The organism is Rariglobus hedericola (genome assembly GCF_007559335.1).
In the GTDB taxonomy this organism is placed as follows: Bacteria; Verrucomicrobiota; Verrucomicrobiia; order Opitutales; family Opitutaceae; genus Rariglobus; species Rariglobus hedericola.
In genome coordinates, this window is record NZ_VMBG01000003.1 from 74437 (window position 1) to 93220 (window position 18784).

15 protein-coding genes are annotated in these 18784 nt (G+C 62.3%); 6 read left to right on the forward strand and 9 right to left on the reverse strand.

The genetic code is table 11. From position 1 onward, the window contains the following. Window positions 1-18 precede the first annotated feature (18 nt). The 5 genes from FPL22_RS16030 to FPL22_RS16050 form a co-directional block, all read right to left on the reverse strand. Complete coding sequence (locus tag FPL22_RS16030; RefSeq protein ID WP_144354045.1) at window positions 19-462, reverse strand: VOC family protein; 444 nt, start codon at window positions 460-462, stop codon at window positions 19-21. Window positions 463-469: 7 nt separating this feature from the next. Further along, window positions 470-2383 carry a glycoside hydrolase family 16 protein gene (locus FPL22_RS16035; protein WP_144354046.1) on the reverse strand — a complete coding sequence of 638 codons (1914 nt, stop codon included), beginning with the start codon at window positions 2381-2383 and terminating at the stop codon, window positions 470-472. A 68-nt stretch (window positions 2384-2451) separates the two neighbouring features. After that, a complete protein-coding gene (locus FPL22_RS16040) occupies window positions 2452-4416 on the reverse strand; it encodes a beta strand repeat-containing protein (RefSeq protein ID WP_162525341.1) in 1965 nt (654 codons plus the stop codon). An 89-nt stretch (window positions 4417-4505) separates the two neighbouring features. Continuing rightward, window positions 4506-5201, reverse strand: a complete 696-nt coding sequence (locus tag FPL22_RS16045; RefSeq protein WP_162525342.1) for a prepilin-type N-terminal cleavage/methylation domain-containing protein — start codon at window positions 5199-5201, stop codon at window positions 4506-4508. Window positions 5202-5399: 198 nt separating this feature from the next. Beyond that, a complete protein-coding gene (locus tag FPL22_RS16050; RefSeq protein WP_144354048.1) occupies window positions 5400-6350 on the reverse strand; it encodes a helix-turn-helix domain-containing protein in 951 nt (316 codons plus the stop codon). A gap of 151 nt (window positions 6351-6501) precedes the next feature. On the opposite strand from FPL22_RS16050, the gene FPL22_RS16055 reads away from it, so the two are divergent. The 5 genes from FPL22_RS16055 to FPL22_RS16075 all read left to right on the forward strand — a co-directional run bounded on the left by FPL22_RS16055 (window position 6502) and on the right by FPL22_RS16075 (window position 14388). Continuing rightward, window positions 6502-7890, forward strand: a complete 1389-nt coding sequence (locus tag FPL22_RS16055; protein WP_144354049.1) for an FAD-dependent oxidoreductase — start codon at window positions 6502-6504, stop codon at window positions 7888-7890. 130 nt (window positions 7891-8020) lie between these two features. Continuing rightward, on the forward strand, window positions 8021-8392 hold the full coding sequence (gene panD / locus FPL22_RS16060) for an aspartate 1-decarboxylase (protein WP_144354050.1): 372 nt from the start codon (window positions 8021-8023) through the stop codon (window positions 8390-8392). Window positions 8393-8524: 132 nt separating this feature from the next. After that, window positions 8525-10804: a hypothetical protein gene (locus FPL22_RS16065; protein ID WP_144354051.1), complete on the forward strand. Its 2280-nt coding sequence runs from the start codon at window positions 8525-8527 to the stop codon at window positions 10802-10804. After that, window positions 10801-12075 carry a glycosyltransferase gene (locus FPL22_RS16070; protein ID WP_144354052.1) on the forward strand — a complete coding sequence of 425 codons (1275 nt, stop codon included), beginning with the start codon at window positions 10801-10803 and terminating at the stop codon, window positions 12073-12075. Before FPL22_RS16065 ends, FPL22_RS16070 begins: the two co-directional genes overlap by 4 nt. Window positions 12076-12084: 9 nt before the next feature. Further along, window positions 12085-14388 carry an endonuclease/exonuclease/phosphatase family protein gene (locus FPL22_RS16075; RefSeq protein WP_144354053.1) on the forward strand — a complete coding sequence of 768 codons (2304 nt, stop codon included), beginning with the start codon at window positions 12085-12087 and terminating at the stop codon, window positions 14386-14388. Here FPL22_RS16075 and FPL22_RS16080 read toward each other — a convergent pair. The 4 genes from FPL22_RS16080 to miaB are packed head-to-tail and all read right to left on the reverse strand — an operon-like array spanning window position 14303 to window position 17672. Continuing rightward, the gene (locus FPL22_RS16080) at window positions 14303-14977 is read right to left on the reverse strand and encodes a TVP38/TMEM64 family protein (RefSeq protein WP_144354054.1); all 675 of its coding nucleotides are present in this window, start codon (window positions 14975-14977) and stop codon (window positions 14303-14305) included. The two genes, FPL22_RS16075 and FPL22_RS16080, sit on opposite strands and share 86 nt — an antisense overlap. Window positions 14978-15027: 50 nt before the next feature. After that, window positions 15028-15621, reverse strand: coding sequence for a guanylate kinase (locus tag FPL22_RS16085; protein WP_238991452.1), 594 nt, complete (start codon window positions 15619-15621; stop codon window positions 15028-15030). Window positions 15622-15636: 15 nt separating this feature from the next. Further along, window positions 15637-16182 (reverse strand): hypothetical protein, encoded by a 546-nt coding sequence (locus FPL22_RS16090; RefSeq protein ID WP_144354056.1) that lies wholly within the window; start codon window positions 16180-16182, stop codon window positions 15637-15639. A 23-nt stretch (window positions 16183-16205) separates the two neighbouring features. Beyond that, the gene (miaB, locus tag FPL22_RS16095) at window positions 16206-17672 is read right to left on the reverse strand and encodes a tRNA (N6-isopentenyl adenosine(37)-C2)-methylthiotransferase MiaB (protein WP_144354057.1); all 1467 of its coding nucleotides are present in this window, start codon (window positions 17670-17672) and stop codon (window positions 16206-16208) included. A 110-nt stretch (window positions 17673-17782) separates the two neighbouring features. Here miaB and FPL22_RS16100 point away from each other — a divergent pair, with 110 nt between their 5' ends. Beyond that, window positions 17783-18769 (forward strand): lytic transglycosylase domain-containing protein, encoded by a 987-nt coding sequence (locus FPL22_RS16100; RefSeq protein WP_144354058.1) that lies wholly within the window; start codon window positions 17783-17785, stop codon window positions 18767-18769. Window positions 18770-18784: the final 15 nt, after the last annotated feature.

Below are 18784 nucleotides of genomic sequence, written 5' to 3' on the forward strand. Positions count from 1 at the left end.
AAACCGTTCGCCGGTGTGTCAAATACTGACACTCGCATCCGGCGGCTGAAGCTGCTGGCTGCGGTGGGTGTATTCCATGAGTTCGAGGCGGTTGCCGTCGGGATCCGCCGTCCACATCTGCAGCGACTTGTCATAGCCGGTGCGGATCTCGCCGATGGCGAGGCCGCGAGCGGTGAGCGTCTGCTTCAGGTCGGCGATGCCGGTGACCTCGAGGCAGAGGTGGCCGAAGCGATTGCCCGCGTGAAGCGGCTGCGTGTCGCCGCCCCATTGTTTGGCGGCGAGCACCTGGTCGAATATTTCGATGAACGTCGTGTCTCCGCAGGCCAGATACACGCCGTAGGTCGCGCCGTCGGAATTGGCGAAAGTAAAGGCGACCTTGAGGCCGAGCCCGTCGCGGTAAAACGCGACGAGTTTTTCAAGGTCGTTGGTGATGAGGCAGAGGTGGGCGAGACGACGGATCATGGGGTGATCACGGAGCCTTGGGTCCGTCCTCCGCCGTGGCGAGGTCTTTGCGCTGCCAGACGCGCACGTAGTCGATCACGAGTTCAGCGGGAAGTTGCGCAGGGTCGAGCGGATCATATTCGAAGCCACCGGGGAGCATGTCGAAGATCAGATACGACTGCACGGAACCGATGCGCGGCGAATCCCAGCTGCCGCCCTTGCGCCCCTGCGAGTAGACGGAGACGTGGCCGGGCGTCCACAGCATACCGATGGTCAGGAAGCCGTCCTTGTCCGGCTGGTTGTAGTGAACGCTCGTTCCGGCAGTCTTGTGATACTTCATGTAAGAATCCCAGTGCATGCCGAAGGTGGTGCGATACGGGCCCCACATGGATTGGCCTTCGAATATGTCGAACTCCATGCCGCCATCCTTGGTGTCGGTGCGACGGTATTTGGGCCACTCCTGTGGTCCACGTTCCGGCATGAGCCAGAAGCCGGGGAACATACTGGGCGCGGTGGGCAACTTGACGCGCACTTCGTAGTAGCCGTAGCGCTGCGTCCACTTGCCGTAGGTGTCGAGCCAGCCCGTCGCAAAAGTGGTGGCCTTGCCGGCCGGATCGTCGTTGTGGAAGCCGTCGCGTTTCTCGATGCGCAGACGTCCGAACCCATCGTTTTTCAGGATGATGTTTTGTTTGGAAAAGCCCACGCGCTGATCCCAGTGGTTGCCGCTGTAGGGATTCCACTTGGTCTCGTCGAAGGCGGCGCCGTCGAAGTTGTCCTCAAAGGTTTTCACCCACTCGCCAGCGACGGGCGGACGTTGCCCGAGCCACGCGGGCGGAGCCTCGGGCGCGGGCAGGCTGGCGCCCATGGCCACGATCTGAAACGACGACGGTTTCGTCGCGTCAGCCGGGGCCAGGATCACCCCTGTCGTCTGGTGACTGGTGTAGCGCGCGCCGGGGGTTTCTTTGACTCCCCAGCCTCGCTTGCCTTCGAGCTGTTCCTGCGCGGGATCGGCGACAATCTCGAACGGCGTGCGCGGGATGAACGGGATGACCAGATCCGCGGTGGCTCCGGGAGCGATCGGTTTATCAAGTAACCCAAAATCGGATACATCCCCGCGACTAGTGAGTTGAGCGGTGAGCGAAGCGGGCGCCGCGCCGGTGTTTTTGACGCGAATCTTGACCTGCAAAAAATCGCCCAGATCCCAGAAGCCACGAACCGGACGGATGAGCACGCTCTGACCGGGCTGACCGGTAAACGTGAGATTCACCGCTTGGCCGGCACCCGCGCCGGCAGCCTCGGCTTTGGCTCCGGCGCGCGGCAACAATTGTTTGGCGGCATCGAAGGTCACGTTGCCGCCAAACAGGATGCCGTTGGCGGGCTTTGTGCGGACCAAGTCGGGATTGGTCGGCGCTTGTTCGCCGGGACGGCCGCCCGCGACCACGGCATCGAGGCGGACGGTGCGGTCCACCTTTTCGTTTTTTCCGATGAAAAGAAGGAGCTTGGTGATCGCGGATGGGTTGAGCGCTTTGGAGCCCTTGCCGGGCGTGGCGAAATAAGCGCGGGCTTTTCCGGATTCACCGGGTTTGAGATAGGCGTTGCCACTGGCGTTGTCCGAGCCGCTATCCACGCGGAGGACGACATTGATGATTACCGAACTGGTATTGGTGACCTGCGCCTCGACATAGCCGGCGGCAGAGAGATCGTAAGGTGCGTCGGGGGTGAAGTTCACCCCGGGGAAACCAGCCGGACCCGCCTTCACAGCAATGTCGAGACCACCGGCGGATGCAGGCGTGACGGCAACCTGATTGGCGTGTGAAGGGGCCGCCGTCTTAACATCCGTAAAAGGACGCGCGGCGGCTTCGGAGGTCGGCAACGGCAGGGCGTTTTCTCCGCGCATCAACGGCGTGATCAGCAGGGCGACAAGGAGCAGGGCGGATTTCATGAAAGGGGAAATTTAGGAGTTGGGGGATTCGAACACCGACGCACCGGCGGCGGCGCGGAACGAAGCCATTAACGACGGCGACGCAGGACGCAGGCGGCTGCGCACGTGATGCCCGCCAGCAAGGCCAGAGCGGACGGTTCGGGAATGGCACTGGCCGCAACATTGTAAACACCCGTGCCGAAGAAGACTTCATTGCCCCCGGTGAGACCGAAGTAGCTGTTGAGTTGAGTGGCGGTGTAGAGGCCCGAGGCAACGATTCCGGTGGAGCCGAGCACGATATTGCCAAGGCTTTCCGTTCCGCCTGAAAGCGTGATGGAGGCACCCTGCGAGAAGAAGAGCAACGCGGCGTCGGCGATGGAACTGGCATTGCCCAGCGCAAGCGAGGCACCCGATGCGACCGTGATATTGCCCGTGCCGAAGTTGCCCGTGGTGACGCCAGTCGCAACGCCGCCTGCATTGACGAAGGTGCCACCGGCGTAGGTGTTGGCCGCCGTGAGCGTCAGGATACCGGAGCCGATCTTGGTGAGTGTCCCGGAGATATTTTCCGCGAGATTGGCGGTGCCAAGAACCACCCCGGAGCCGCCTCCGCCGACCAGCGTGATGGTGGGCGCAGAGGTGTAGCCTGAGCCCGAACTGGTGACAACGATGGAGACGACCTCGGTGCCGGCCGCGTTCATGACGGCGTAACCGGTCGCACCCGTGCCGCCTCCGCCCGTAATGCTGACCAACGGCGCGCCAACGAAGCCGGAACCACCATTGGCGACGGCGATCGAGCCCACGCCATTGCCCGCGGGAGCCTGGAGAGATTGCGCGATCGTGACGTTAAAGCTGTTGGTATCGATGCGTGCGCCACCGGCATGGATGAAGTTGTTGGCAGTGCCGATGAAGTTGATCGAATCGGCCGTGGCGCGCAGAGTGCCGCCATCAAAAGCCAGCCGGCTGGAACCGCCGCCAGCGATAACTCCACCCGTTGAAATCAACCCGCCGGTGCCGAGCGCCACCAATCCCGTGGATGCGGCATTTCCGGAAATACGCAGGCTCGTGGTGCCAAGATTGAGATGCGCTGAATCCCGAACGTTGAGTTCGCCCCGACCGCTGGCGTAACCGACGACGAAGGAGGTGTCGTTAGTCGCGCCGGTGCCGTTAAAGTTAAACGTGCCTCCGGTAAGGTTCATCGAGGCAGAGGCCGCGGTGGCGGTGGCGATGCGCACATAGGCTCCAACATTGACGGTGCCGCCCGCCTGATCGAACGCGGCCGAAGTGGATTCGGCGCCGGCACTGGCGACAACCATGTTGGTGACGTTCAGTGTAGAGGTGTCCGCAATGCGGTAATAAGATGAATTGGCCGCACCGGTTCCCGAAGCCGTGCCCATCACCAAGCCTACCGCCGTCACTCCACTTGATCCGGATTGATAAAGTGCTCCCGTATTGGCGGTGTTGGTCGAGCCATTCACGCCGAGGCGCACATTGCCCGTCGACGCCGTGAACGAACCTCCCGTGCCAACGTTGAGACGCGCATTGGTCGCGCCCGTGCTGATATCAATCGCATTACCGGCAACCGTGGTGGACATCGCACCGGTGACCGTGAGTTCGCCCCGCAGCGCATAACCGCCAGTCGAAGCGACCGTCGTGTTAAAAACCGCCGTGGCCCCGGATGCGATCGTGATGCTGCGCGTGCCGCTCAGGGAGAGCGCGCCACCGGTGAGGGTGATCGCGCCTTCATCCACCGTGATATTATTCACGACCTGCGTGCCACTGATCGTGATCGTCGATGAGCCGGTCACGCCCGTGCCGGCGGAAAAATTGGCGTGGTTGCCAGCCACCCACCCTGCAGTTGCAATATTGCCGGCAGCATTGCCCCAATTGAGAGCCGAATCGCTCCATGTCGCGCTGGCCGTGGTGCCATCCGACCCGCCTGTCGTGGCGCCGTTCACATCCCAATAGACGGTGGTTTGAGCGAAAGCGGCGCCCGTAAAAAAGCCGGTCAAACAAGTGATGCGCGTGAGCACACGGATGAAGCGGGGTAGTTTCATAAAAGTCATCATACGGAAAAGCCTGGGTGTGAGTGAGCCGGCAGCCGACCCGGCGCGTGCCGTCTTCCGACGGATCCACGAAGCACTGCTTAGCGCGTGCGCCAGAAATAGTAGCCGTCCGCGTTCGTCGCCGTGAGCGTGCGCACTTCGGCTTCAACCGGGATTTTGTCCGCCGTGCGGCTCTCCACGTGGCCATCGGCAAACGCCATGTTGGCCTTGCCGTTGTGCGCCCTGACATCCGGTGCGCCGCCCTGGGTTCCGTGGTTAAATTTTCCGTCCGCTTGCGGCAACGTCCCATCCGAGATGAGCATCGTCCGGTCGGGACGGGTAAAGTAGGAGAACTTCGGGAAGTGGTAACTCGTCGCGATGTTGTTCATCGTGTAGGTCGAGACGCGGGCGTCGGAAGCATATCCGAATTCGTCCTGATATTCATTCATGTGTGCGCGGCACGTGAAGATTTCGAAATGCTCGGAGACCCAGTCGTTCGGGTTGGTGCTGGCGCTGCGCGCTTCGAGAATCGCCCCTGAACCGATGAGCGCCGCGCGCCAGGTGCGCCCTTGCTTAAGAGGATTTCCCACCGCCAGCGATTCGCCCGAGGCACGCGGAATCGAACCTTGGTCGACCGTGAAAATCGCGATGCCCTGGTAAAGCACGCGCAGCTTGTTGAGGCACGTGGTGTTTGCCGCGCTGCGCCGCATGCTGCCGATCGTGGGAATGAGAATCGCCGCCAGAATCCCGATGATCGCGACGACGGTGAGAAGCTCGATCAATGAGAAGGCGCTCACCCGCGCAGAGTGGCGACGGGCACATGAAAGAGGACGGGACGAAACAAGATTCATGGCGGGGTGGGCCGAGGTTAAAGGGGTTGGAAAGCAAACCCACTTTAACACCCTTCACGAAGGTGCGTGAGGTTGATTCCGACTGGATGCGTGCCCTTTGCCGACTTAGCGACGCGCGGACCAGCGGCGAAACGTGCCCAACCGTTAATTCGCCGCCGGCTGCAAACACTGACGCTGAAACTCGCCCGGCGGCATGCCGGCCAGACGACGGAAGGCTTTGCTGAAATGAAAGCGATCCGAGAAGCCCGACAGGTCGGCGGCGTCCTCGATGGAGATTTTCGGATTGGCCAGCAGACGTTTCGCCCGCTCGATGCGCGCCTGCAGAAGATACAGGCTGAGATCGGTGCCCATCGCCTGCTTGAATTTACGCCCGAGAAAATCCGGATGGCAGTTCAAATGGTCCGCCAGATCCTTGACGATAAACGGCTCCTGCAAATGCCCCGCGATGTAGGCGATCGCCTCGCGCACGATGTAGGGCACGTCCTGCGGATCCATGTAGGGATAACGCAGCGCACGCACTTTATAGAGGTCGGGACGCACGCCGCTCGCATCGAAGAAAAACCGCGCGAGCCTCGCCACGGTGCGCAGGGTTTCGCGGTGCCGCGGAATCGTTTCCGGGTCGATTCGATGGACGGCCTTAAGTGCTTCCAAGTAGGGCTCCGGCTCATAACCCATGCGCCCGCAGTAGCGTCGGATGCGGGCCACCGCGCGTTTTTCCTGACCCTTGACCACGACCGATCCGTAGTAAAAAACGCCGAGCACGCGGTCGCGGATGATCAATGGCTCCGCGATGTCGAAGAGCCCGAGGTGGCAGATGCCATCAAGGCCGGTCTTGCGGCGAACGACGAGGCGGTTGACCGCGACTTTGTTGCGCGTGCAGTCGCGGCCCCAGTCGGGCTTTTTGGCGAGTTCGCAGTATTGGCAGGCGTGAAATTGATGACCGGCATCGAGTCGCATGGCCGGCACGTCGGTGTGCGCACCATTAAACATACCCGTGAGATCATCGAAACTCATGTGCATGCCGCTGCCCGCCTCGAACGATTCCATCAGTTCTTGAAGCAAGGGGTGGGAGGCATCCGTGGGTGCGGGCTGCATGTAAAGGGGTTAAAGCAGTCGAGTCGCACGCGCAACCCGTCTCAAGCGGGAAATACCGGCCCGCCTTCGCAGTCGGCAGACGGCACATTTCCGGTCGGCTACGAGTTCACCCTGCCCTGCCCGGATGGGTTAAACTTACGGCATTCCTTTTATGAAGACCTACCCCGTCAGCGCGCGGACCGTGCCATTGGATGATTCCTGGGATGTGATTGTGGCCGGAGGCGGACCCGCCGGTTGCACCGCAGCCATCGCCGCCGCTCGTGAAGGGGCGCGCACCTTGCTCATCGAATCCACCGGCTCGCTCGGCGGCGCCGGCACCAGCGCGCTCGTGCCCGCATGGTGTCCGTTCTCCGACAAGGAAAAGATCATCTACCGCGGTCTCGCCGAGACGGTGTTCAGCGCCGCGAAGGCCGGCCTCGCCCACGTCAATGCCCACGATCTCGACTGGGTTCCCATCAACGCCGAGCGCCTCAAACGCGTTTACGATAAACTCGTGAGCGACGCCGGCGTGACCGTCCTTTTTCAAACCAACCTGTGCTCCGTCGAGAAATCCGCCGACGACACCGTCTCCGCGCTGCTCATCTCCAACAAAGCCGGACTCACCGCGCTTAAAGCCAAGGTTTACATCGATTGCACCGGCGACGCCGATCTCGCGGCCTGGGCCGGCGCGGAGTTCCACCAAGGCGACGAACGCGGCGAGACGCAGGCGACCACGCATTGCTTCACCCTCGGCAATGTCGATTCCTACGCCTACCGGCATTCGCCCGATCTCGGCTGGTGGGATGCGCGCAGCCCGATCCACGCCATCCTCGCCTCAGGCCGGTATCCAGAAATCCCCGACAAGCATCTTTGCAACAACCTGGTCGGTCCCGGTGCCGTCGGCTTCAACGCCGGCCATATCTGGGACGTGGACAATACCGATCCCGCCTCCATCTCGCGCGCCCTCATCCAAGGTCGCAAGATGGCCGACGCCTACTGCCGCGCCCTCGCCGAATTCGCGCCGGCGGCCTTTGCCAACGCTTTCGTCGTTTCAACCGGCGCCGTTCTCGGCGTGCGTGAGACGCGCCGCATCACCGGCGACTATGTGCTCACGCTCGATGATTACCTGGACCGCCGCAGTTTCCCCGACGAGATCTGCCGCAACAGCTACTTCATCGACCTCCACCAGACCAAGGAGGAGCACAAGGACAAGCTGGACGAGGTCGAGATGGCCACGCGCTTCAAACACTACGGCAAGGGTGAGTCGCACGGCATTCCCTACGGTTGCCTCACTCCCCGCGGTTTGAAAAACGTGCTCGTCGCCGGTCGCTCGATTTCCTGCGAACGCATCGTCCAGGGCAGCGTGCGCGTCATGCCGGTGTGCCTGGCCATGGGTGAAGCCGCCGGCTTGGCCGCCGCCCTCGCCGTGCAAACGCCCGGCCACGATGTGCATGCCGTCAACACCGCAACCTTACGCGACCGCTTGCAACAGCACGGCGCGTATCTCCCGCCCGTGGAAACACCTGCGGAGACACCTATGCTTGCCACCTCCACGGTTTAATCAGCCGGCACGCCCGCGTGATACAAGGCATCGGACCGGGATCGAAAACGCTAAAACGCCCCGTTGCAGCGCACCTGCATCCCGCACTTGCCGAAATGCCGCGGGTGCCTATATGTTTTTCCTTCAGCCCGTGTATAGCACCTTCCTCAAAACCAAGCTCCACCGCGCCACCATCACCGCCGCCGATCCCGAATACGAGGGCTCGGTCACCGTTGACCGTGACTTGTGCAAGGCAGCCGGTCTTCGTGAATTCGAGCAGGTTGACGTCCTTGATATCAACAACGGCGCCCGCTTCACGACCTATGTGATCTATGGCGGCCCCGGCGAGATTCAGGTCAATGGCGCCGCCGCGCGCCTGGTGAATCCGGGTGATCTCGCGATCATCATCGCCTACTGCCGCCTGCCCGAAGACATGATTGCCGGGCATAAGCCGCGCGTCGTTTTGCTGGGACCGGGTAATAAGATCACCGGCTCGCATGAACATGCGATGATCCAGCCGTAAGCAGGCTTCGAAACAGGCGCCGCACCGCGTCTCGGTCAGGTCATGGGGGTATCCCCCATTCTCACTTAAAGTCACGCCACCCAAGGCACTTTCGCGCCCGGTTGCGCACTATCGCGAGGAAAGGTCCCGCGTATGTTGCTCAATTCATGGCCAGTTCGTTCCCTCATTACCCGCGCCGCGCGCGCCTATGGATTTCTCGATCCGATAGGCTTGCTCGCGAAGATGCGCGGCTTTGCCCAACCCTCGGAGGTCGCCGAGCCCATCGAGCTCCTGCGCGCCGGCATGCTGTTTCACGCGCGCGGTCTCGTGAACACCAAGGCGATCCAAAACAACCTCGACTGGGTCTGGCCCTATTGGGTCGAACGCCAGTTCAATCCCGGCGACGAATCCTTCATCCCGCGCGCATTTTCGTTCAGTCATATCAACCTCACCCATCGCAACTGGACCGCCGCCGGCCAGCCCGATGTGCCCTTCTATCCGATCGTTGATCCGCGCGGCCTCGTCACACCGATCTTCGATGGTTGGTCGCTCGATTTCTGGTTCGTCCCCGCCGACCCCAAGGGCACTCCGCTCTTCCCTTCGCGCCTCGACGATGCCGATTTCAAGCAAACGCTGCGCCTCGACACCAATCTCCGCGTCCACTCCACCGCCACCCTCGCCGGCCTCTCGCTCGCCAGCGAAGTGACGCTCTGCCTCGATCACGGTGAGCCCCATTGCTGCATCAGCATCCGCGTGGAGGGCAACGTCCCCGCAGACGGTTTTCTCGCTGTCTCGCTCCGGCCTTATAATCCCGAGGGCGTCAGTTTCATCGACAAAGTTGCCATCACGTCCGATCGCCCCGGCTGGCTCGTAAATGGTCGCAACCCCGTGTTTTTCGACCGCGCGCCTTCGCGTCAGCTTCTCTCCGTTTACAAGGACGGCGACGTCTCCCAGCGCCTTTACGAAACGTCCACCGCCACCGAGGTCGCCTGCCATGTCAGCATGGCCACCGCGGTCGCCTTGTTCCCGGTTGCCGGCTTGCGCGATCGCCCGCTCGAAATCCGCGCGCCGATCTACGATGAGCTCGACCCCAAAAAACGCCCGTCGTTGGCGCCCACCCGGTCCTGGGCCGAGTCGATGGCCCCGCTCGCAAAATTATCCGTGCCCGAAAAACGGATACAGGAGCTCTACGACTTCGCCGCCGCCAATCTCGTGCTCCACACGCCGCGCGATGCCTATCCCGGCCCTTACACCTACAAGCGTTTCTGGTTCCGCGACGCCGCGTTCATGCTCAACGCACTGATCACACTCGGTGACGTCGAACGCACCCGGCGCGCTCTCGGCGAATTCGCCGGACGCCAGCGCCGCGACGGTTATTTCCTTTCGCAGGAGGGCGAATGGGACTCCAACGGCGAGGCCATCTGGATCTATCACCGTTTCGGTGCACTCACCGGCGAAACGCTTCCGGACGCCTGGCGCGAAGCCGTCGCCAAGGGCGCTCGTTGGATTACCGGAAAACGTCTGCCCCGCGACTCCGGCAAGCCCGAGGCCGGACTCCTCCCCGCCGGCTTCAGTGCCGAGCATCTCGGCCCCAACGATTTTTATTACTGGGACGACTTCTGGGCCGTGTCCGGCCTGCGTTGCGCTGCCGTGCTCCTGCGTTCGCATGACAACGAGCTCGCTGCCAAGTGTTCACGCGAGGCCGACGAATTCCTCGGGACCATCGAGACATCGTTTCCCGCCGGCCCGCAGCGTCGTTTCCCCGGCGCCATTCCCGCTTCGCCCAAGCGCCGCATGGACTCCGGTGCCGTGGGTTCGCTCGTCGCGGATTATCCGCTGCAGCTCTTCGCACCTGCTGACGCACGCATCCTGAAGACCGCCGAATATCTCCGCGACCACAGCATGTATGGCGGCGGCTTTTTTCAGAACATGATCCACTCCGGGATCAACGCCTACCTCACGATCCACCTTGCCCAGGTCCGCCTGCGCGCCGGTGATCCTCAGGGCGCCTGGGAGTTGATTGATTGCGTGGCCTCGCTGGCCTCGCCCACCGGCCAGTGGCCCGAGGCGATTCATCCGCGCACCGGCGGCGGTTGCATGGGCGACGGACAACACATCTGGGCCGCCGCCGAATGGCTCATGATGATTCGCAACTGCTACGTTCGCGAAGAAACCAACGCACTCGTCATCGGCTCCGGCGTAAAGCCCGCCTGGTGGACGGGCACCCGCACGTCCTTTGGCCCCACGCTTACGCCTTGGGGTGCGGTGACCGTCACCATCGAACCCGACGTCGCCGGCGGCGCACGCATCACCCTTGACGGACAATGGCGCGCCGAACCGCCGCAACTTGATTTCCGCCTGCCCGGCTGCTCGCCCGTCCTGATCGAGCGCCCCGACCACATTCGCACGTTTGTCTTAAAAAAACTCCCATGAAAATCTGCATGATGACCAACACCTACCTGCCGCACGTCGGCGGAGTAGCCCGTTCGGTGAGCACGTTTGCCGAGGAATACCGGCAGCGTAAGCACCAAGTCCTCGTCATCGCGCCCGAGTTTGAAGGCAAGCCGCTCACCAAGCGCGCCGCCGCCATCGTCGAGCGCGTCGCCGCCATCCAGAATTTCAATGGCAGCGATTTCTCCGTGCGCCTGCCGCTCGCCGCCACACTTTCCGACCGGCTCGACGCATTCCAGTCGGACATCATCCACACGCATCATCCGTTTCTGCTCGGTGACACCGCGCTGCGCGTCGCCGCCACCAAAAACGTTCCGGTGATCTTCACGCACCACACGCGTTACGAGGACTACACGCACTACGTGCCCTTTGATTCGCCCGCTTTGAAACAGGTCGCGATCAATCTCTCCACCGAGTTTGCCAACCTGTGCGACGGCGTCATCGCACCCAGCGAAAGCATCGCCAAGCTCATCAAAAAGCGCGGCGTCACCTCGCCCATCCGCGTCGTGCCCACGGGCATCGACGTGGAGACTTTTGCCTCGGGCGACGGCGCCCGCTTCCGCAAAAAATTCAAGATCCCTGCCAAGGCGTTTGTCGTCGGCCATCTCGGCCGTCTCGCCCCCGAAAAAAACCTCGGCTACCTGGCCGAAGCCGTCGCGCTCTTCGTGAAGAAAACGCCCACCGCGCGTTTTCTCGTTGTTGGAGGAGGTCCGTCCGAAGACGCCATCAAGGCCACCTTCGCCAAACACGGTGCAGCGTCCCAGCTCATCCTCGCCGGCAAACACAGCGGCCGTTCTTTGGCCGATGCCTACAACGCGATGGACGTGTTCGCCTTTGCCTCGTTCAGCGAGACACAGGGTATGGTTCTCGCGGAGGCGATGGCCGCCGGCCGGCCCGTCGTCGCGCTCAACGCCTCCGGCGTGCGCGAGGTCATGCGCCACGGTAAAAACGGTTTTATGCTGCCCGCCCGCACTCCCGCGAAGACCTTTGCCGCGCACCTCGCGCGTCTTCAGGCCGAGCCGAAACTGCGCCGCGCGTTTTCCAAGGAAGCCCGCCGCACCGCCGAGGATTTTTCCAAGGAACACTGCGCCGAGCTCGCCCTCGCCTTCTACGAAGACATCCGCAAAGCCACCCGTCGCGAGCGTTTGATCACCCAGCAAAATCCTTGGGGCTCCTTCCTCGAGCGTCTCAGCACCGAATGGAATCTAATCGCGAAAAAGGTTCAGGCTCTCACCAGCGCCGTCGTCGCCTAATCCCGTTCCATGTTCGCATCCATCGAATCGAAATTTCGCAGCTGGCGCCGTCGCTTCAGCCGCAATGAATGGGCTATTCGCAACCTCGGTCTCACGCCGATCGAGGGTCAGAGCGAGGAGCCCGGCCTGCTGTTGATCCAGATCGACGGCCTCGCCCGCCGCCAGCTGGAGGACGCGATCGCCAAGGGGAAAATGCCTTTCCTCAAACGCCTGCGTGATCGCGGACACTATGCGATGCACACGTTTTATCCGGGCATCCCGACCACGACTCCGGCCGTGCAGGCCGAACTCTACTACGGCGTGCGCGCAGGCGTGCCGGCCTTTTCGTTTCTTGATCGTGAAACCGGCGCGACCGGAATGATGTTCCAGCCTGAGTGGGCCAAGAAATTCGAAGCGCGCTTTCAAGCCGATCATGAAGGTCTGCTCAAGGGCGGCAGTTCATGGTCCAATATTTACTCGGGCGGGGCCGCTCCCGAGGAAACGCATTTTTGCGGAGCCAGCATCGCGTTCAGCGACATGTGGCGCACCGGCAAGATCAGGAATATTTTCGTGTTCATCGCGCTGCATATTCCGTCGGTGATCAAGATCGCCGGACTGCTGCTCCTGGAGTTGGCCATCTCAGTCCCGCAGGCCGTCCGCGGTATTTTACGCGGACAATGGCCGTCGCAGGAATTCGGCATGGTCATCTCGCGCACGTTCATCGGCATCGGTCTGCGCGAACTCATCACCATCGGCGGCCAGGTGGACGTCACCCGCGGTCTGCCGGCCGTGCACGTCAACTTCCTCGGCTACGACGAACTTTCGCACCGTCGCGGTCCCGGCTCGCGCTTCGCCCACTGGTCATTGAAGGGCATCGATCGTTCAATAAAGAACCTCTACCGCGCGGCGCAACGCTCCACGCGCCGCGATTACAGCGTGTTCATTTTTTCGGACCACGGGCAGGAACGCGCCCGTTCGTTTGCGACCGAATTCCCCGGCGGTATCCATAAAATCACCACCGATGCACTCGCCGCCGAACAGATCGTGACCGAAGCCACCGTCGCGGCACTGGGCCCGATCGGTCATGCTTATTTTAAGCCCGAGCTCACCGATCTCCAAAAACACGCCGTCGCCCGCCGCCTTGTCGATGACGGCAAGGTCCCCGGTGTCCTTCACCGCGACGCCAACGGACGCATCACCTGGCTGCACGCCCAGGGAGAAACCTCCGTCCCCGAGGGCGTGCCGGCGATGTTGGCGAATCACCCCGAGCCGTTGCGCGCCGAAATCGCCCGCGATCTCGTCACGTTTTGCGAAAACAAGGACTGCGGCGATCTCGTGCTGGTCGGTTGGAGCCCCGCGGGGTCATGGACGTTTGCACCCGAGCGCGGCTCGCACGCCAGCATAGGTCCGGATGAAACCCAGGGCTTCCTGCTCGTGCCGCCCGGCACGCGTTTGCCGGCCGACGCGATTGATTTTGTGCGTCCCTCCGATCTGCGCGCGGCCGGTCTCGCACTGCTCGGGCGTCAACCGCTCACCTCCGCCCGCCACGCCGGCGCACGCAATGAAACCCATCTCCGCGTGATGACCTACAACACGCATAGCTGCAGCGGCATGGATGGTCGCGTTTCCCCTCGTCGCATCGCCCGCATCATACAGCAGCAATCCGCAGACATCGTTGCCTTGCAGGAACTCGATTTGGGACGTTCCCGTTCGCGCGGCGAGGATCAGGCCACGCTTGTCGCCGAGGCGCTCGGCTATCACGTCGTGTTTTGCCCGACCGTGAAACACAGCCAGAGCGAACACTATGGCCATGCGCTCGTCAGTCGCTGGCCGATTGAAATCATCAAGGTCGGCGAACTTCCCAACGCACCCAACAGCTGGTTTCCGGAGGCCCGTGGCGCGCTCTGGGCGCGCATCGAAGTCAACGGCGTCAATCTCAACATCGTCACGACGCACCTCGGCCTCAGTCCGCGTGAACGTCTCGCACAGATGAATGCCTTGCTCGGCCCCGACTGGCTCGGACCGGTCATCGCCACGGAGCCAGTGATCCTCTGCGGTGATTTTAATCTCTCGCCGGGCAGTGCGCCTTACGGTCTGGCCGCTTCAAAGCTGCGCGATGTGCAGGCCGCCCGCAGCGGTCACCGTCCGCGGAGCACGTTCAGTTCCACGAAACCGTTTATGCGCATCGATCACATTTTCGTTTCGGCCCATTTCGAAACCGAGCGCGCTTTCGTGCCGCGCAACGATCTTACGCGACTGGCTTCGGACCATCTGCCCCTGCTGGCTGATCTTTCATTTTCTTCTGCAGGCGACGGAACGACCACGCGCACGTAAGCCCGATCGCGATCGAATACAGACCGAAACCCGCGAGTTTCATCGGCGTGAGATCGGCACTCTCATGGCCAAAGATGACGCCGACGATCGAGCGCACCACGTGCAGCGGAAAGCTCCATAATAGATACGTGCCTAGTGGCACGCCGACCAGCGGCAGCACATAATTCTGCGCAAAATACGGGGCGCCCGGCAGGAGCATCGTGAATTGCGTGAGCGGCGCGTGTGCAGCCTTGGGCAGACGCTTGCGCAGAGGCTCGACCCAGCGCGCGAAGAACGACGGCGCCGCTTTCACGAGCGCATAGCTCGCGAGCAATTGGATGAAGATCGAGACTGTGGTGAGCGCGAGTCCGAGTCCCGTGCCGAAGCGCACGCCGGCCGCCACGTGCAGCACGCTCACCGGAAAACCAAACATGGGCAGCACCGTCATCACTACGAACACCGCGAAGCCGTTCATGCGCTGCGCGTAATCATGGACCGCCTGCATATCGATCAACCGGTAGAGAAAAACCAAGCCGACGCAGGCCGCCAACGCAAAGGCGAGCAACGTCCATTGCTTGGGCGTGATCCGACGCAGAAAAGAAACAACCATGCTTCGTCAGACCCGCTGGCAACCAAACGGTTCAGACTGTTCGAGTTTGGTTAAACCTGCTCCGCGCGCGCCTGCACCTGACGCCAGATCGCCAGCAGTTCTTCAAAGTCGTCCTCACGGTGGCTGCTATCGACCACGAAGTCGAATTTGCCGATTTCCAGCAACTCGCGCTCGGCGGTTTCCATGCGGTGCGCGATTTCGGCCTCGGTCTCACCGCGACCCGTGAGCCGCACGCGCAGCTCGGGAATCGGGACATTGATGAACACCGAGCCCATGCGTTGCGAAAGCAGCGGGTTGGCCTTGGCGGCCTGGCGGAAGCTGTCCACACCCTGCACATCGACATTGATGATCAGGCTGCGGCCGGCCGCCAGCGGATCGAGCACCGACGACGCCAGCGTGCCGTAACGGTTGCCGGTTTTGTGAACCCACGCCCATTCGAGGAACTCGCCCGCGGCGACTTTGGCATCGAACACGTCGGATGATAAAAAGTGATAATGCACACCATCGACTTCGCCCGGACGCGGCGCACGGGTCGTCGTGGTGACGATGCGCTCAAACCCGGGAACTTCGGCGACCATGCGCTCGCACAGGGTGGTTTTTCCAGAACCGGCGGGACCGGCGAGAACAAGAAGAACGGGAGTCATCAGGGTAACAAAAAATCAGTAGGTGAACGCCACGCCGGCCAGCAACAAACCGTAAGCCGCCAGCACCCCGCCGAGAATACGGGCACGGCCCGGCGTGCGATAAAGCCAGTCGAAGAAATCACGCAGGCGGAACGGCGACACCGCGAGATAGAGCGCGGCGAGGATCGCCACATAAAGCGCCGAAACCATCAGGAGCCGCTGAGGAACTTCATAACGACCGTAAGCCGACATGAGCAGCGGCCACGAACCGACCAGCGTCACCACGCTCAAGCCGCGCACCGCGAGAAACTCCGGCAGATAAAAAAACGCCGCCAACGCCAGCCCGCCGAAAATGAACACAAACGGAGTCGGCGTGGAGAACCCGATCACGTCGGCCGTGGACATGTTGGCCACGTTATAAACGAACCACGCCGCGCCGCCGCCGAAGAAAATCACCGTGGCGATCTGCGAGCGCGGGAACGCCTTGAACATCGACTTGATCGCGGAATTGCTCACGAGAAAGAGCGCGCCCAGCGAGAGCAGGATCAGGCCGGTGACGAGGGTGGCGAGGGTGAGGGACATGAAGAAAGTTGAGAGCGGAGAGTCTAGAACTGTGAGCCGGCAGAAGTCATCAAACCCGACGAAGACGGAATATGGTTTTGGCCGTCAGCCTCGAGGCCATCGACGCCGGCCAACTGCAGTTCGCCGTAAAGTGTGCTCACACTGGCGCGATCGATCTTAAGCGGCACGAGCTGTCCGATCAGTCGCGGATTCGCATCGAAGATCGCCACGCGATTACCGCGGGTGCGACCGGTAAAACGCTTGCCGGTTTTGTCCGGACCCTCAACCAGCACTTCTTCCACCGTGCCGAGCAATGCGGCGTTACGGCGCTCGGAGTTTTTCTTAAGGATATCGAGGAGCACCTGGTTGCGATGCTCCTTCACCTCGTCAGGGATCTGGTCGCCCATGTCCGCCGCCGGCGTGCCGCTGCGGATGGAATACTTGAAGACGTAGGCCATGTCGTAGTTGCACGCCTCGAACAACTCGCGCGTCTGCTCGAACTCCTCGTCGGTCTCGCCGGGGAAACCCACGATGATATCCGTCGAGAAATACATGTCGGGTCGCACCGCGCGCAGGGAATCGACGATCTCCTTGTAGCGCTCGCGCGAATACGGGCGGTTCATAGCCTTCAGGATGCGGTTGCTCCCGCTCTGCATCGGCAGGTGCACGTATTCGCAGAGCTTGGACAAACGCCCGTAGGCTGCGGCGAGGTCTTCCTTGAAGCCACGCGGATGCGGCGAAGTGAACCGGATGCGCTCGATGCCTTCGATTTCGTGGACGCGCTCAAGCAACTGCACGAACGGCGAGATGCCGTTGGTGTGCGCATAATCGCGGCGTCCGTAGCTGGTGACGATCTGGCCGAGGAGGGTGATCTCCTTCACGCCGCGCGCCGCGAGGGTGCGGCACTCGGTCACGATGTCATCCATCGGACGCGAGCGTTCGTCGCCGCGCGTCTTCGGGACGATGCAGAACGCGCAATCCATGTTGCAGCCCTGCTGGATGGAGACGAAGGCGTTGACCTGGGGCACGAGGTCGGCCGCGCCGCCGGAACCTTCGACCGATTCGGGCGAAAGATGGTCTTTGATCGTGTTCTGCGAACCGGCCTCCTCGCCGATGTCGATGATCGTCTCGCCGATGGGCACTCCGGCCTCGCGGGCGGCGCGGAGGTTGTCGAGGTAATCGGGAACCTGGTGAAATTTTTGGGTGCCAACGATGAGGTCCACGTCGGGCAGTTTATCCAGCAGCTCGGCGCCACGGTTTTGCGCCATGCAGCCGAGAATACCCAACACGAAGTCGGGGTTTTTCTTTTTGCGATGAGTGATGTTGGCGGCCTTGCCGATCGCCTTCTGCTCGGCGGCGTCGCGCACGGAGCAGGTGTTGAGGAGCATCACATCGCACTCATCCTCGGAACCGACGATCCGGTAGCCGCGGGCACGCAGCATCGCCGCGACCGCTTCGCTGTCGCGTTCGTTCATCTGACACCCGTAGGTTTTGATGTGCACCCGGTTCATCTGCAGGACCGGTCTAATTAAACGCCCCCTCCCGAGGGTCAAACGGGAAAGCTCCCTCCTCCCCTCGCACCCCGGTGCAACCCGTTCGCCGTTCTCCTGTCCAAACCACCATGTCGCTCCGCTTCCTGTGCTTACCCTTGCTCGCCACCACCTTGCTGGCCGAAACACCCGCGCCCACGCCCACTCCGGCCCCGACGGCGGACTCCGAGGATTTGTTCACGCTCGGGCAGTCGCTGTTCGAAGCGTATGCCCCGCCCGAGATTAAAAAGGACTTAGCCTTCCCCACTCGCGCACAATGGGACGAATTTGCCGCGCGCCTCGAAAAGACCCGCGCAACCGGCTCGCTCGCCGAACTCGCCGCTTACGAGACCGAAGCGCGCACCGCCCTCCTCGCCCTGCGCGCTCTGCCCGAATACAAAGACTATGCCGACTGGCTCGAAGAGCGTATCGACGAAATCGTGGTGGCCAAAAAAGCAATCGCCCCGCCCGTGACGCCTCAACCCACGCCGACACCCGTGCCGCAGCCCGGCCCCGTGACCCCGGTGCCCGTCGTCCCCAAATCTACGAACTCGGACATCCCGCTGTATGATTTATGGGTGGAGCGCCTGCGCGACCGCCCGCGCCCCGCCCGCGCCGACGAGTTTTTGCCCGACCTCAAAAAAATCTTCGCCGACGAAGGTCTGCCCGCTGATCTCGCCTGGATTCCCGAGGTCGAATCGATGTTCAACCCCCGCGCCAAAAGCCCCGCCGGCGCCCAAGGTTTGTTTCAACTCATGCCCGTCACCGCCAAGGCGCAGGGCTTGAGCCTGCTGCCTTTCGACGAGCGCAACGATCCCGAGAAAAGCGCGCGCGCCGCCGCCACGTTGCTCCGCCGCTTGCACGGGATGTTCGATTCGTGGCCGCTCGCGCTCGCCGCTTACAACGCCGGCGAAGGTCGCGTGCGTCGCACCCTCAAGGCCGAAGACGCCAAGACGTTTGCCGAGATTGCCGACGCCCTGCCCACGGAAACACGCCTCTACGTTCCAAAAGTCCTCGCCACGTTGGCCATCCGCGAAGGCCTCGATCCCGCCAGGCTCGCCGCGCCTTCCGCTCGCTAAGGAATCCGCATAAAA